The 14,986-nt window shown below is 62.3% G+C and carries 14 protein-coding genes; 10 read left to right on the top strand and 4 right to left on the bottom strand.

Going from position 1 to position 14,986, the window contains the following annotated elements:
* Positions 1-63: 63 nt before the first annotated feature.
* Positions 64-957: a bifunctional methylenetetrahydrofolate dehydrogenase/methenyltetrahydrofolate cyclohydrolase gene (locus FR699_RS03920; RefSeq protein ID WP_158854212.1), complete on the top strand. Its 894-nt coding sequence runs from the start codon at positions 64-66 to the stop codon at positions 955-957.
* Here the strand turns inward: FR699_RS03920 and FR699_RS03915 are convergent.
* Positions 946-1,677, bottom strand: a complete 732-nt coding sequence (locus FR699_RS03915) for a TFIIB-type zinc ribbon-containing protein (RefSeq protein ID WP_158854210.1) — start codon at positions 1,675-1,677, stop codon at positions 946-948. The genes FR699_RS03920 and FR699_RS03915 overlap by 12 nt on opposite strands.
* Positions 1,678-2,216: 539 nt before the next feature.
* Between FR699_RS03915 and FR699_RS03910 the strand changes: the two genes are divergently transcribed.
* A complete protein-coding gene (locus FR699_RS03910; RefSeq protein WP_154551678.1) occupies positions 2,217-2,492 on the top strand; it encodes a PadR family transcriptional regulator in 276 nt (91 codons plus the stop codon).
* Between the two features lie 12 nt (positions 2,493-2,504).
* Here the strand turns inward: FR699_RS03910 and FR699_RS03905 are convergent, their stop codons facing one another.
* A complete protein-coding gene (locus FR699_RS03905) occupies positions 2,505-2,834 on the bottom strand; it encodes a hypothetical protein (protein ID WP_158854207.1) in 330 nt (109 codons plus the stop codon).
* A 76-nt stretch (positions 2,835-2,910) separates the two neighbouring features.
* Positions 2,911-3,684, bottom strand: coding sequence for a PHP domain-containing protein (locus FR699_RS03900; protein ID WP_158854204.1), 774 nt, complete (start codon positions 3,682-3,684; stop codon positions 2,911-2,913).
* A 92-nt stretch (positions 3,685-3,776) separates the two neighbouring features.
* Between FR699_RS03900 and FR699_RS03895 the strand changes: the two genes are divergently transcribed.
* From FR699_RS03895 to FR699_RS03875, 5 genes are all read left to right on the top strand, one after another.
* Complete coding sequence (locus tag FR699_RS03895; protein WP_158854201.1) at positions 3,777-4,694, top strand: A/G-specific adenine glycosylase; 918 nt, start codon at positions 3,777-3,779, stop codon at positions 4,692-4,694.
* A 116-nt stretch (positions 4,695-4,810) separates the two neighbouring features.
* Positions 4,811-5,389 carry an NADPH-dependent FMN reductase gene (locus FR699_RS03890; protein WP_154551680.1) on the top strand — a complete coding sequence of 193 codons (579 nt, stop codon included), beginning with the start codon at positions 4,811-4,813 and terminating at the stop codon, positions 5,387-5,389.
* 67 nt (positions 5,390-5,456) lie between these two features.
* Positions 5,457-6,041 carry a YIP1 family protein gene (locus FR699_RS03885; protein WP_154551681.1) on the top strand — a complete coding sequence of 195 codons (585 nt, stop codon included), beginning with the start codon at positions 5,457-5,459 and terminating at the stop codon, positions 6,039-6,041.
* A 73-nt stretch (positions 6,042-6,114) separates the two neighbouring features.
* Positions 6,115-8,307, top strand: coding sequence for an OB-fold nucleic acid binding domain-containing protein (locus tag FR699_RS03880; protein WP_154551682.1), 2,193 nt, complete (start codon positions 6,115-6,117; stop codon positions 8,305-8,307).
* Positions 8,308-8,420: 113 nt separating this feature from the next.
* Positions 8,421-10,073 carry a tRNA uridine(34) 5-carboxymethylaminomethyl modification radical SAM/GNAT enzyme Elp3 gene (locus FR699_RS03875; RefSeq protein ID WP_154551683.1) on the top strand — a complete coding sequence of 551 codons (1,653 nt, stop codon included), beginning with the start codon at positions 8,421-8,423 and terminating at the stop codon, positions 10,071-10,073.
* A gap of 15 nt (positions 10,074-10,088) precedes the next feature.
* Here FR699_RS03875 and FR699_RS03870 read toward each other — a convergent pair whose 3' ends face one another.
* The gene (locus tag FR699_RS03870) at positions 10,089-10,313 is read right to left on the bottom strand and encodes a hypothetical protein (RefSeq protein WP_158854198.1); all 225 of its coding nucleotides are present in this window, start codon (positions 10,311-10,313) and stop codon (positions 10,089-10,091) included.
* Between the two features lie 139 nt (positions 10,314-10,452).
* Between FR699_RS03870 and rqcH the strand changes: the two genes are divergently transcribed.
* The 3 genes from rqcH (at position 10,453) to FR699_RS03855 (ending at position 14,976) form a co-directional block, all read left to right on the top strand.
* Positions 10,453-12,549, top strand: a complete 2,097-nt coding sequence (rqcH, locus tag FR699_RS03865; protein WP_158854195.1) for a ribosome rescue protein RqcH — start codon at positions 10,453-10,455, stop codon at positions 12,547-12,549.
* 130 nt (positions 12,550-12,679) lie between these two features.
* A complete protein-coding gene (locus FR699_RS03860) occupies positions 12,680-13,747 on the top strand; it encodes an mRNA surveillance protein pelota (RefSeq protein ID WP_154551686.1) in 1,068 nt (355 codons plus the stop codon).
* 71 nt (positions 13,748-13,818) lie between these two features.
* Positions 13,819-14,976, top strand: coding sequence for an ATP-binding protein (locus FR699_RS03855; RefSeq protein ID WP_154551687.1), 1,158 nt, complete (start codon positions 13,819-13,821; stop codon positions 14,974-14,976).
* Positions 14,977-14,986 lie beyond the last annotated feature (10 nt).

The following is a 14,986-nucleotide window of genomic DNA, read 5'->3' as shown; positions in this document are numbered from 1 at the left end:
GAGTGCATTTCGCTTCATATCGTTCCGGGACGTTCAAGAGGTGTCCCCACACCCGTCTACCTGATGACTGAGATCATCGACGGGAACGCGGTCGCTCAACAAATTCGGGACGATCTTGGCGACGCCATCGACGCCCTGGCGGCCGCCGACGCCACCCCGACGCTCGCGACGGTGCTCATGAGTGACGACCCCGCAAGTGAGACGTACGTCTCGATGAAACAGGACGATTGTGCGGAGGTCGGCATCGAGGCCATCGACGTCGAGATCGATCCGGACGCGCCAGCCCAGGAGCTGTTCGACGAGATCGATCGACTCAACGCCGACGCCAACGTCGACGGGATTCTGGTCCAGATGCCGGTCCCCGAACACGTCGACAAACAGTCGGTGCTGCGCCGGATCGATCCCGAAAAGGACGTCGACGGGTTCCACCCCGCAAACGTCGGCCGGTTGGTCGCCGGCGACGCCCGCTACAAGCCCTGTACCCCACACGGGATCCAGAAACTCCTCGAATCCGTCGACGTCGATCCGGAGGGGAAAGACGCCGTCATCGTCGGCCGCTCGGATATCGTCGGCAAGCCGATGGCGAATCTCCTCGTTCAGAAGGCAGAGGGCGGGAACGCGACAGTCACGGTATGCCACTCGCGGACTGCCGATCTGGCGGAGAAGACCCGGGCGGCAGATATCGTCGTCGCTGCAGCGGGCGTCCCGGAGATGATCGACGGCGCGATGCTCTCGGATGGCGTCACCGTCGTCGACGTCGGTATCAATCGCGTCGATGCTGATACCGAGAAGGGCTACGAACTCGTGGGTGACGTCGACTTCGAGAGTGCAAAACAGAAAGCAAGCGCCATCACGCCTGTCCCGGGTGGTGTCGGACCGATGACCCGGGCGATGTTGTTGTACAACACGGTCAAAGCGGCCGGCCGCCACCACGACGTGTCCGTCTCACTCCCCTGAGCGAGAGTCGTTCGGATCGAGTTCGTCGAGCAACTCCCTGGCCTTGTCGATCGATGTTGCTTCGTCCCGGAGAGCTGTACCAACGGCCCGTGTTGCGTCGATAAGTGCCTCGGCCTCACCCGGCGATACGTTCCCATCGAGAGCTTCGATCCGGGTCCGGTGGTCGTCGATCACGCCAAGCACGCGCCGGGCCTGCTCGTCTGGGTGCTCCTCTAGGTACCGAATAACGTCCCGACGATAGTCGTCGACAGCCGACGTGGCGGCGAGACCGTGTGCCGAACACAGCGAGTCCGGGACTGCCGCCGGCGATGGGCGATCACCGTCTTTGGCACCGTCGAGTAGCGCGAGGAAATACGCCTCTGCCTGCTCGTCGATGCGGATCGATCGTGCGAGCTCTGTGCCGACGTGGCGGAGTTCCGTGGCGGCGAGAAATACCGAATCCAGCGCCTGAAGGTCGCCTGCGTGGATGAACCCGTACTGACGAACGAATTCGGCAGCCGCCTTGGCCCCCAAGCGGGCAACTGTCGTCAGTGGTTCCGATTCCAGAGCTTCCCGGGCGGGCTGTAGATCCAGTGACTCGGCGCCGGCGGTGTGTTCCCGACGCTCTTCGAGCCCGACGCTTCGTTGACTGCCACAGTCGGGACACGCGACACTCCCGGTCTCGTAGTACGACCATCGGTTCCCACAGCGTTGACACTCCCGTTCCCCGCGGATCTTCATGTCTACACTGTTGGACCGTGTTGGCTTAATCGATGGGTTCGTCCTCGGTATCGTACACTCCAGTCCGGTCACGTTGGTACTGATTCATCAATGCGTGAGGGATTCGAATGGAGGTCGGTAAACTTAAGTAAATCCGTCGCCCACAATCAAATGACGCTTCGCTTGGAGGGCCGAAGCGTCAGCGGGGACCAATTCAGGGCGGCAAGCGTTCGCGCGGGTTCCCGCGCGAACGCTTTCCACTCTTTCGAACGATACTCGGTAGAGACATTCAGTTCATCGTGTCTGGCTCGCGCCCCAACGGAACTGCGTGCGGGCAATCTGGGCTCGGCACAGATGCTCTGGAAGTATAACTACCAGACACGATTGAGGACCACAACACTGACGTACCACTTGGCAGACAGTCAGTCCACTTTTCTCATCCGTGTTATCTTTCTCGGTGCGCAGAAGACCCTCTTGCACCCCGATTGTCCAGTCGTTTCTCCGTCCGGAGGCAACATGTTTAAGGTAGTCGGATAATAACCTTCACCTGTACTTTACCGATGTACGACCTGACAGGATTTCAGCGGGACCTCCTATATGTCATCGCTGGGGAGGAGGAACCGCATGGTTTGGCGATCAAGGAAGAACTCGAAGACTACTACGAGAAAGAGATCCACCACGGCCGGTTGTATCCGAACCTCGACACTCTCGTCGATAAAGGTCTCGTCGAGAAGGGACAACGTGACCGACGAACGAATTACTACAGCCTGACACGACGTGGCCGCCGGGAAATCGAGGCGCGCTACGATTGGGAACAGCAGTACGTCGACTTGTAGGTTCGAGCGCGCTCAGAACTGGTAGCGTCGATCGTCCGGATCACCGCTCCCGGTTTGGAAGCCGCCCCCCGTCATCTCGTCGAAGGTCATTCCCGAGAGATATTCGTCGTACGTGACGTCGTATTCGCTTCGGAGCTGGAAGTCAAGCGAGCCAGTTTCGACAGTACTCTGGAAGAACATGTGGATAGCCCGCCGGACCAGTTCGTCCGTCTCTGCTGGGTCGAGGGCTGCATCCAGCATCGCGAGTTCGTTTCGTGTCTCACGATCGAGGGTGACCGAGAGGTCCTCGCCCAGGGCACTGTACTGGGACTGTACGTCGTCGGAGAGGTCATCGAGCGTCATAACCAGTGGGTCGGTGAGCGTGGGAAAACGTCTTTCGGCCTCCATCGGTCGTCTAGCATGCCACGAGCAGTGCTGGTCACAGTGACGGCGGCGTGACCGTCGGCACTCCAGTGTCGTCGCGGACGGACCTGAGAAACTCCATGCGTGGTGCGTATTCCCCGGGATGATGGGAGTCTGTACCGATCGTGAACGCCACACCGTGCTCGCGGAGGACAGCGACAAACTCGGTTGTTGGATGCAGTTGTCCGGTCTCCCGGAGCGCACGACCAGCGTTGAGTTCCGGGACGGCCCGTGCGTTCGCGAGTGCATCGGCAACCCGTTCGTAGTGTTCGGTGCTCGCCCGTCCACGGAGGTGTGGATTGCGTTCGACGAGATCGGGGTGGGCAACGATGTCGAACAGACCCGAGTCGATCATCGCTGTGAGTTGCTCGAAGTACTCGTCGACGACCGCCTCGAGTTCTGCCTCGGTGTCGTCCGCGAAGTTCGGGGGATACTGGATCGGTCGGTCCTCGACAGCGTGGACGCTACCGATGACGTAATCGAAGCCAGCCACGTCGAGGAACTCGGCGATGCGATCCTCCTGGTGAGTGGCGTAATCCATCTCCACAGCGTCGTAGACCGCGATCGAGGACTCTTCGCGGACCGTCTCGATCCCGCGTCGGCGTCGCTCGTAGGTCACGTCGAGCGTGTGGCCGAGCGCGGCACGGGAATCGCGTAACGAATCGCTCTCCGGTAACTGACAGTGGTCGGCGATCCCGACACCGTCCAGGCCCGCCTCTTGTGCCGCCTGCACCATACTCCAGAGTACCTCGCCGTCCGAATAGTTGGAGTGGGAGTGAAAGTCGCGCACCCCCGCCACGAGGATGGGCTCGCTCAAAACAGTTGTGCGATCGAGTTTGCCAGACCGTCACGTCCAAACGCTGCCACCCGTAATCCGAACCAATGACGGAGTTGCCGGAGCGCGTTCCGGAGCGCTACGAGGCCGTCCAAGATGCGTTGATCGAGTGGTACGAGACGGACCACCGCGCGTTCCCGTGGCGCGAGACTGACGACCCGTACGCGATTCTGGTCTCGGAAGTCATGAGCCAACAGACCCAGCTCGATCGCGTGGTCGACGCCTGGGCGGACTTTCTGGATCGGTGGCCGACCGTCGCGGACCTGGCGGCGGCCGACCGCGGGACGGTAGTCGCTTTCTGGTCGGATCACAGCCTCGGGTACAACAACCGGGCGAAGTACCTCCACGAGGCCGCCACCCAGATCGTCGAGGACCACGATGGGGAGTTTCCAGAATCACCGGCGGGACTGACCGACCTCATGGGTGTCGGCCCGTACACCGCCAACGCCGTCGCCAGTTTCGCGTTCAACACCGGCGATGCCGTCGTAGATACCAACGTCAAGCGGGTGCTGTATCGGGCGTTCTCCATTCCTGACGAGGACGCGGCTTTCGAGGACGCCGCGAGTGCGCTCATGCCCGACGGCGAGTCCCGAGTCTGGAACAACGCTATCATGGAACTTGGCGGCGTGGCCTGTGAAAAGACGCCTGCCTGCGACCAGGCCCACTGTCCCTGGCGGGAGTGGTGTGACGCCTACGAGACGGGGGACTTTGCCGCCCCGGACGTCCCAACCCAGCCCAGCTTCGAGGGGAGTCGCCGGCAGATGCGTGGACGGGCAATTGGGGCGTTGAAAGAGCACGACCGACTGGCCCTCGACGAGTTGGGGCCGAAAGTGCGGGTCGATTACGCCCCCGAAGGCGAGTACGGTCGCCAATGGCTCGTCGAACTGCTCGGTGATCTCGCTGACGACGGACTGGTCGAGCTCGACCATCGCGGCGAGCAGACGACGGCTCGGCTCCACCGGTAGGTGGCCCCGTTGCTGGCACAGGGCCAAACGCCACGCCACGATAGACGGGCGAGCAGATCAGCAACCTGCGTCCTCGACCGGTGTGATTTTGACGGCGCCCCTCCCAAACCGACGATATGACAGAGACCGACGTCGTCGGTATTTGTGGGAGTCTTCGAGACGACAGCCACACACGGAAAGCACTCCGTCTCGCACTGCAAGCTGCCGCGGACGCCGGCGCGAGTACGGAGTTGCTCGATCTGCGGGAGTGGACGTTACCCGTCTTCGACGCCGACGATGGGGACGCGGGTGATGCGCCGGCATTTCGAGAACGCGTTCGCACGGCCGATACGGTGCTTCTGGGCACACCGGTCTATCACGGCTCGTTTGCGACCCCTCTGAAGAACGCGCTCGATTACTGTGGTTTCGATGAGTTCGAACACACCACGATCGGCCTCCTCGCGGTTGCTGGCGGTCGTTTCCCGATCAGTGCCCTCGAACAGTTACGGACCGTCAGTCGCGCACTGGACGCGTGGGTCATCCCCCATCAGGTGGCGATCCCACGAGCGTCCTCAGTGTTCGATGGCGAACGACTCCTCGACGACGAACTCCGGGAACTACTCGATGTCCTCGGCCGCGAGGCAGTCCAGTACGCACATATCGACCCCGATCCCGAATCCTTCCAGAGCGGCGAGAACGTCGGTGCGGACGATTAACCCGGGTCGGCCGGTCTGGCTGTCCGGAATCCAAATCGACTAACGGGTAGCGGTCGTACCGCCGGCTGTGACACAGTGGGTTGATCCGGGCACGCGCGGGCGAAAGAAAGGCCCTCTCGGGCTCTTGTGGGCGTGGATCGGCGTGGTGACCACGCCGCGGCGATTTTTCCGTCGATCAGTCGCGCCCGGGGATCAGGCCCCTGGCCTCGTTTTCCTGCTCGTCGTCGTCGGGATCGAAGCGGGGAGTCGCTACATATTCCATCCGGAGACACGACCGGTCGTCGGCAGTCAGCCGGTGGTCTCGGCCGTGCTTGTCTTGCTCGTGACTGTTCTGCTCGTTGCTCCCCTGGGTCTGCACGTCCTAGCGGCACTCCAGACCGTCTTGTTGTGGCCGATCACTCCGGATCGGGCTGGCATCAGTGAGACGGTCCAAGTTCTCGCGTACGCGACCGCGCCGTGCGTGTTCGCGGGTATTCCAATCCCGGCCGTCACGATTGTCGCTGCCAGCTACGGCGCCGTCTTACTCGTCGTTGGTCTCTCCACCGTCCACGATATCGACTACGCCCAGGGGGTGATTGCCGGAGCAGTTCCGATAGTCCTGGTTTATGGCGTTGTATTCGGTGGATTTGACGCGATCGCCACGCTCGTGTGATGAGCCACCCTACCCGGACGTTGCCAGCAACGATTCGACAACCGTTTTAGGCGCGACATGCTTGCTTGATGCAATGGGTTCGTGTATCATTTGCGGTACGTCTGTCGACGGCCACATTTGTGACGTCCACGAAGAAGATGCTGTCTTCGAGTTTCGCGGGAGTACGCCCGACCAACTCACGGCAGGGCGCTATTACCGCGGCTCGGTCGATGGCTTCGCGGAGTTCGGTGTGTTCGTCGACGTCGGAGAATCGGTAACTGGCTTGCTTCACGAAAGCGAGCTGGATCAACGCTTAGAGACACTCGACTGGCAACCAGGAGAGCGCGTCTACGTTCGCGTCACGAACGTTCGAGACAACGGTAACGTCGATCTCAGTTGGTCGATCCGGCAGGCCGACGACGAGTTCCGCGGCGTCTTGATCGACGATCCTGACGCTGCCCACGAGCTACTCCCAGCGGAAGTTGATTCCGAACAGAAAGCAGAGACAGACGAGCAAACGACAGACCAGTCCGACGACCGCGGCGACGACAGTGACGAGTCGGCGGCCGACGACGGCAAAGAAGAGCCAGCCCAGCCAGCGGCTGGTGCCGTCCGGGCGAGTGACCAAGAGAGTGCGACTGTCGGATCGGTTGGTGACGCCGAGCAGGCGAGTGACTCGCCGGCCGACACCGAGGAGGCGGCTGACAGTGACGCCGCTCCCTCAGAACCACTCGACCGGGAACCTCCGGAAGCGCCGGCAGTCACCGTCGGTGAACTCGACGACTGGGTTGGCGAAACGATCCGCGTCACTGGCGAGATCGTCGACGCCCGACAGACCAGCGGACCGACGGTGTTCGAGCTCCGAGACGGTACCGGAACGGTCGACTGTGCGGCCTTCGTCGAGGCGGGCGTTCGCGCTTACCCGAGTGTCGGAGACGGTGACGTCGTCCGGATCGACGGTGAAGTTCGTGAACGTCGCGGGGACTTACAGGTCGAGACCGAAGATCTCACCGTACTGGACGGGCCAGACCGCGAGGACGTCCTCGACGAGATCGAGGCCGCGTTGCGCGAGCGAGCCCGTCCCGACGAGATAGACCCACTCGTCGACGACGATGCGATCGCCGCAGAGAGCGAACCGATCGCGGATATCGTCGAAGAGATCCGCCGAGCGATCATGGCAGATCGGCCGGTGATCGTCCGCCACAGCGCGACGACCGACGGCTACGTCGGCGCAGCCGCGATCGAACGTGCCGTGTTGCCCCGCGTTCGTGACCGTCACAGCCGGCAAGACGCAGCGTATCATTACATCGACCGCCGCCCGCTGGAAGGTGACGTCTACGATCTATCCGATGCCACCACCGACGTGACACGGATGCTCTCGAACCGCGATCGTCACGACGAGAACCTCCCGTTGCTGGTGTTTGTCGGCGCTGGCGGGACCGAAGCCTCCTTGGATGGGTTCGAATTGCTCGACATCTACGATGCACAGCGAGTCGTCGTCGACACGGTGGTCGAACCCGCGATCGACGAGGCCGTCGAAACCACCCTTGCACCCCGGACCGACGCGGCCACTGTCGCGACCGCCGACGGACGGACTCGCGGGCCGACCGCGACGACGCTGGCCGCGACGGTTGCAGCCCACGTCACAGCGGACGTCCGTGACGACCTCACCCATCTGCCGGCCGTGAGTTACTGGGGCGAAGTGCCCGAGACCTACGGTGATGCGGCAGCGCAAGCCGGGTACGACGAAACTGCCGTTCAGGAGATTCGGGAAGCGGTTGCACTCGAGGCGTTCTATCAGTCCTACGAGGACAAGCGCGAACTGGTCACCGATCTGTTGTTCGACGGCCAAAGAGAGTCTGGCAAAGATGGCCGCGGCCTGGCGAGTCACGTCAGCGAGCAGTTCCGTGAGAAACTCGACGTGGCCGTCGAGACGGCCGAGGCCAACCTGGCCCGCCGTGACGTCGCGGGCGAGACGGTCGGCGTTCTCGACATCGAACAGTTCACGCACGGCTATGACTTCCCGACGACGATGCTGCTGCTCGATGCGCTGTATCGTCGGCTTGGGAGCGACTTCGCGGCGATCGTCGGCATCGACGAGGACGAACTCCACGTCCGGAGCGACCGCGCAGTCGACGTGGGCGAGCTGGCAGCCGCTGCCGAAGCTGCCGTCGAAGGGGCGGACCTCCAGCCCCTGAGTACACGGAGCCACCGCATCGAGTTCCTTGCCGGCCAGCGGTCGGCCGTCGAGGACGCCGTCGTCGAGGCCCTGGCCGAGTTCTTCTAGACGAGAGCCGTCGCGATTTCGGCACCGTTGTCGCGATTGCCGGCCAGTGATCCGGCCGGCGTCACCCCGAACGACACGCTTATTCGCACGAAACGGCGATCACAGACAACTGAATGAGTTCCGACGCTGTGAGCGAACGCGACCCGTTCGAGGCTGCGTGCGAGGAGTTGATCGAACGGATTCTCGACGGCGACCTCGACCGTGACGGCCTCGAAGCTGCAAAGCGGGAGGTCTGTTCGACGTACAGCGCACAGAAAGTGCCAAAGAACTCCGCGTTACTCGACCGGGCGCCCGACGGGCGGCGTGAGGAACTGGCTGCCGTCGTTCGTCGCAAGCCGATGCGGACGGCCTCGGGGGTATCGCCCGTGGCCGTGATGACCTCGCCCGAGAACTGCCCGCACGGGAAGTGTCTGTACTGTCCGGGCGGCCCGGATTCGGAATTCGAGAGTTCACAGAGCTATACCGGCCAGGAACCGGCCGCAGCCAGGGGTGTCCAAAACGAGTACGACCCCTACGGGCAGGTGACGCTGCGCTTGCACCAACTGCGGAAAATCGGCCATCCGATCGAGAAAGTCGAACTCATCTTGATGGGCGGGACGATGACTGCCCGCAGCCACGACTACCAGGAGTGGTTCGTCAAGCGTGCCCTGGCGGCGATGAACGACTACGACGTCGATTGTGACCCACAACCATCCGAGACCGAGAACTTCGCCCAGGACCCCTCGGAGTACGACTTTCAGTATCTGGAAGACGTCATCGCAGAGAACGAGACTGGCGACGTGCGTAACATTGCGACCACCTTCGAGACCAAACCCGACTGGTGTGGCCCCGAACAGGTCGATCGCATGCTTCGCCTTGGCGGGACGAAAGTCGAGGTCGGCGTCCAGACGACCTTCGAAGCGATCAACCGCGAGATGCACCGTGGACACGGCGTCGACGCCTCGATCGAGGCCAATCGACGCCTCCGCGATGCCGGGTTCAAGGTCGGGTTTCACATGATGCCTGGCCAGCCCGGCATGTCCGCGGAGATGGTCCGGGAGGACTTCCGGCGGCTTTTCGAGCGACCCGAGTGGCGACCGGACTACCTCAAGATCTACCCGACGCTGGTTGTCGGCGGGACCGTTACCTACGACATGCACCGCCGTGGAGAGTTCGACCCGCTGACCAGCGAGGAAGCCGCGGAACTCGTTGCCGACGTCAAGCCAACGATCCCACGCTACACCCGGCTCCAGCGCGTCCAACGAGACATTCCAGCACCGTTGATCGAGTCTGGGGTCAAAAAATCAAATCTCCGGCAGCTTGCCCGACAGCGGATGGAATCTCGGGGCGAGTCGTGCTCGTGCATCCGGTGTCGAGAAGTCGGCCACCGCGACGAGGAACCCGAGGACGTGACGCTTTCGGTCGAGACCTACACCGTCGCCGGCGGGACCGAACACTTCATCAGCTTCGAAGATCGCGCACACGACCTACTCGTGGGCTTTTGTCGGCTCCGCTTCCCCAGTGAGGTCGTCCGCCGAGAGCTCGAAGATGCCGCCGTTGTCAGGGAGTTACACGTCTACGGGAGTGAAGTCGCCATCGGTGACTCTGGAGGCGAAGACTGGCAACACCAGGGGTACGGGCGGCGACTGATCGAACGCGCAGAGACATTGGCCGTCGAGGCTGGCTACGAAAAACTCGCCGTCTTGAGCGGGATCGGCGCACGAGAGTACTATCGCGATCAACTCGACTACCAGCAGGACGGGCCGTACGTGAGCAAACGTCTCTGAGCGGCAGGCAACCGATCAGTGGTCTGCTCGCCGGACGAGCACGAAGACAGTCGCGAACACAGCCCCGAATGCACCGCCACTCAACAACGCCACCGCCGTCGAGTCACTGACAGCAAGTTGGATGAGAGTCCACAGGATCCCCGTCGTGACAGCGAGTACGAGCCACTGAGCGACGGGATGGTCCCGGAAGGATGCTTCGACGTCCGCGTCCGTCACTGAGAGGCCGGCGGGGCTAATCACGGTCTATGGTAACAGCTACCGTGACTAAAATCCTCGGCGGGTGAGTTAGCCGACATAGAGGCTGGCAGCGATGGTGGCACGGACCACTGGAACGACGTCCGAGCGACACGCTTACCACGCGCGCCCGACCAGTCCAGGCATGGATCGCAAGCGGGAACTGACGAGTGTGGACTGTGCTGCACTCGCTGGTGAGCTGAGCCAGTACACCGGTGCACACCACGATAAATCCTATCTTTACGACGACGATCTCTTACGACTGAAGCTGAGCGGCCCGAACTTCGGCCGGATCGAATTGCTAGTCCAAGTCGACGACCCAAAGCGGGTGCACACGATGGCCCCCGAGCGGGTCCCCGACGCACCCGAACGGCCGCCGAACTTCGCGATGATGTTGCGCAACCGGCTGGATGGGTCGAAACTCGCTGCCGTCGAGCAATTCGAGTTCGACCGCATCCTCACCTTCCGGTTCGAGCGGACCGACGACCACACGACGATCGTCGCCGAACTGTTTGGCGACGGGAACGTCGTGATTCTCGACGAAACCGACACCGTTATCGATAGCTTCGAGACGGTCCGGTTGCAGTCCCGGACGGTCGCGCCGGGCGGCCAATACGAGTTCCCCGAGGCCCGCTTCAACCCTCTCACAGTCGAGTACGAGGACTTCCTCGACCGCATGAGCCAGTCCGACGCTGACGTGGTACGAACGCTCGCTACCCAGCTCAACTTCGGTGGTCTCTACGGGGAGGAACTCTGCTCGCGGGCTGATGTGCCGTACAACCAGCCGATCGCGGACACGACCGAGGCCGAGTTCGAAGCCCTCTATGAGTCGATTACGGCCCTCTCTGAGCGGTTACAGGCCGGCGATCTCGATCCCCGACTCTACCACGAGGACGAGGAACCGGTCGACGCCACGCCGGTACCCCTGCGTGAGTACGACCACCTCGACAGTGAGCGGTACGACTCGTTTACCGCAGCACTGGAGGCGTATTTCCGCGAACTCGACCGTGCCGAAGACGAACAAACCGGTGGGAGTGATCGACCCGATTTCCAAGCCGAGATCGAAAAACAGCAGCGTATCATCCAACAACAAGAGCAGGCAATCGAAGACTTCGAGGCCGACGCCGAGCGCGAACGGGAGCGGGCACAACTTCTGTATGCGAATTACGATCTCGTCGACGACGTTCTCTCGACGATCCAGGATGCCCGGGCGGCCGAGACGCCCTGGGACGAGATCGAGTCGACCCTCGAAGCGGGCAAAGAACAGGGGATTCCAGCCGCAACAGCCGTCCGGGACGTCGATGGGAGTCGTGGGACAGTCACCATCGAACTTGAGGACCACCGCATCGAACTCGAAGCCGACACGGGCGTCGAGAAGAACGCCGATCGGCTCTACCAAGAGGCAAAGCGCATCGAGGCAAAGAAAGCCGGGGCCGAAGACGCGATCGCGGAAACTCGCGAACAGCTAGAAGCCGTCAAGCAGCGCCGTGAGGCGTGGGAAGCCGAGGAAAGCGAGGACGGGGACGACGAGCAAGCCGACGAAGACGTCGACTGGCTGTCCCGAGACTCGATTCCAGTTCGACAGTCCGAGACTTGGTACGACCGCTTTCGGTGGTTTCGAACCAGCGACGACTTTCTGGTTATCGGTGGACGCAACGCCGACCACAACGAGGAGCTGGTCAAGAAGTACCTCGATCGCGGCGACCTGTTTTTCCACACGCAGGCCCACGGCGCTCCGGCGACGATTCTGAAAGCAACTGGCCCGAGCGAGGCCGCCCCCGACGATCTGACGATACCCGAACGGAGCCGGGAGGAAGCCGCACAGTTTGCGGTCTCCTATTCGACACTCTGGAAGGACGGCAAGTACGCCGGTGACGTCTACTCTGTCGACAGCGATCAAGTCACGAAGACCCCGGAGAGTGGCGAGTATCTGGAGAAAGGGAGCTTCGCGATCAGGGGCGATCGGACGTACTACGACGACACGCCCGTCGGCGTGGCGGTCGGGATTACCTGTGAGCCGGAGACACGTGTCGTCGGTGGACCACCGAGTGCAATCCGCGATCAGGCGGAGACGAGTATTACCGTCGAACCCGGCCGGTTTGCCCAGAACGATATCGGAAAGAAGCTCTACCGGGAATTCAAGGGCCGGTTCGCCGACGAGACGTTCGTTCGGAAAGTCGCCAGCCCGGACCTGATCCAGGAGTTCTTGCCGCCGGGGGGCAGCCGCATGGTCGAAGAGTAGGGTGAGGAAGGCAAGTGACGACAGCCCCGACGCCACTGTCGTCGATCCGCGTGTCGAGGTCCGGTGTCGGCGCTGAGAGACGACCCGATCGAAACAGTAGGCACTTGTCGGCTCCGAACTGAATCATCGTATGCGAATCGACGAGCGAGAACGCGTCGAGGGTGGCCGCGAGCGCCTTACGCTCGTCCCCGAGAGCCTCGACGACCTCTGGCATCTCAACTACGTCATCGAGCCGGACGATCGTGTCTCCGGCGACACGACCCGCCGCATCCAGCGCAACGACGACCAGCTCCGGGATACCGGTGGCGAACGCGAACACATCTGGGTTGGTCTCGACGTCGAGGATGTCGAATTTGCCCGCTTTGCCAATCGTCTGCGAGTCAGTGGCGTCATCGCCGAGTGCTCCCGTGAGGACCAACTCGGTGCTCATCACACACTCAACGTCGAACAGCACGACGAGATCGACGTCGAAAAAGCCTGGAAACCCGACCAACTCGATCGCATCGAGGATGCGGTCGAGGCCACCGACGCACCAGACGTGGCGGTCGCGACCGTCGAGGAAGGCCAGGCCTACGTCCATACAGTCGCTCAATACGGAACCGAAGAGCGGGCGAGCATCAGCGGGCCGACTGGGAAAGGCGATTACGCCCGCCCGCGTGCCGAGCTATTCAGCGAACTGACAGACGTGTTGGTCCGTACCGACGCTGACGCGATTATCCTCGCTGGCCCCGGGTTTACCAAACAGGACGCGCTCGATTATATCGAAGACGAAGCACCCGAGGTCGCCGAGGCGATTACGACAGTCGACACCAGCGCTGTCGGGGATCGCGGTGTTCACGAGGTTCTCAAACGTGGTGCCGTCGAGGACGTCCAAGAGCAGACCCGGATCGCCGAGGAAGCCGGGCTGATCGACGAACTGATGGAGCGGATCGCCGAGGGTGTCGAAGTCGCCTACGGCCCCGACGAAGTGGCAGCAGCCGCAGAGTACGGCGCGATCGAGCGCCTGCTCGTTCTCGACGATCGACTGCGAAGCGCCCGTGCTGGCGAGGGCGATTGGGATGTCGACATCGATCAGATCGTCGAGCGGACTGAACAACAGGGCGGGGATGTCACTGTCTTCTCAGGTGAGTTCGATCCAGGCCAGCAACTCGCCAATCTCGGTGGCATTGCGGCGTTGCTGCGGTATCGACTCCAGTGACGTCTCAGCCACTTGTCGCAATGGTTTTTTGATGGGGGCACGACGATACACCGACGGAGATCACATTGCCGATGGGTTTCGAGGATCAGGGTGACTTCGCTGCGCAAGTCGCCGATCTAAACCGGTACGGACAAGCGCTGAACAGTTGTGAGTCGGTCGACGAAGTGGTGTCGCTGACGCTGGAAGCGATGTCGTTGTTGTTCGAATATCCCTACTCGACGTTCGTCGAGGTCCGCAACGGAGTCCCAGAAGTCAGCGAGAGCATGAACCCACACCTCGAGGCAGGTGACGAGCCCTCTGGGGTCGTGCTCGAAGCAATCGAGACCGGCGAGACAGTTCGCCGGACCGGAGCGGACGCCGGGTTGACAGCGGATTCCTCGGTCAAAGCAGAGCTTGCTGTGCCAGCGAGCATCGTCGACGACGTGATCGCCGTTCTCGTCATGCGGGCGACGGCGATCGAGGAGATCGACAACGGACACGCTGAGCCCCTCGAAATTTTGGCTTCCCACGCGGCGACGGCCATCAGCAATATTCGGTCTCGGGAAGAACTCGAACGAGCGCGCAACGATCTCGAAACGCGCAAGGAGATGGTCGAGATGTACGATCGGCTGCTCAGACACGACCTGGGAAACGACTTGCAAGTCATCACCGGGTTCGCTGACGTGGTTGCCGATCAGGTCGACGGAGAGACCCGAGAGTACGTCGAGCGGATCGAACGCTCCGCCGAGAGCGCGTCGGATCTGATCGGTCGGGTCGGGGACCTCGTCTCGACACTCGAAGAGGCCACCGAACCCGAACCCAAGTCCCTCAGGGCCGAACTCGAGGAGACTGTTCGAGACGTCGACTCCCAGTACGACGGGTTGACCGTCGAGTTCGATCCCGACGCGTTCGCGTGTCAGGTATACGGGGGCGATTTGCTCGATTCCGTGTTCACCAACATCCTCTCGAACGCGGCCATTCACAACGACGACCCCGTGACTGTCTCGATCTACGTCGAGGAACCGACCCCCGAAACAGTCATCGTCGGATTTGCCGACGATGGGTCGGGTGTCCCCGAAGAGATTCGCGACGACATCTTCGAGATGGGGCGGAAAGGTCCAGAGAGTACTGGCACCGGACTCGGACTCGGGTTCGTCCGGGCACTCACCGAGTCCTACGGTGGGACTGTCGACGTCCGGGAGAGTGCAGCCGGCGGGGCGGACTTCCGCGTTAGGCTCGATCGGGTCTGAGGGCTCGTCG

Origin of the sequence: Halorhabdus sp. CUG00001, assembly GCF_009797925.1 — an archaeon.
Classification (GTDB): Archaea; Halobacteriota; Halobacteria; order Halobacteriales; family Haloarculaceae; genus Halorhabdus.
Note: the sequence above shows the minus strand (reverse complement) of the source record. Positions and strands in the feature narration are given on the sequence as shown.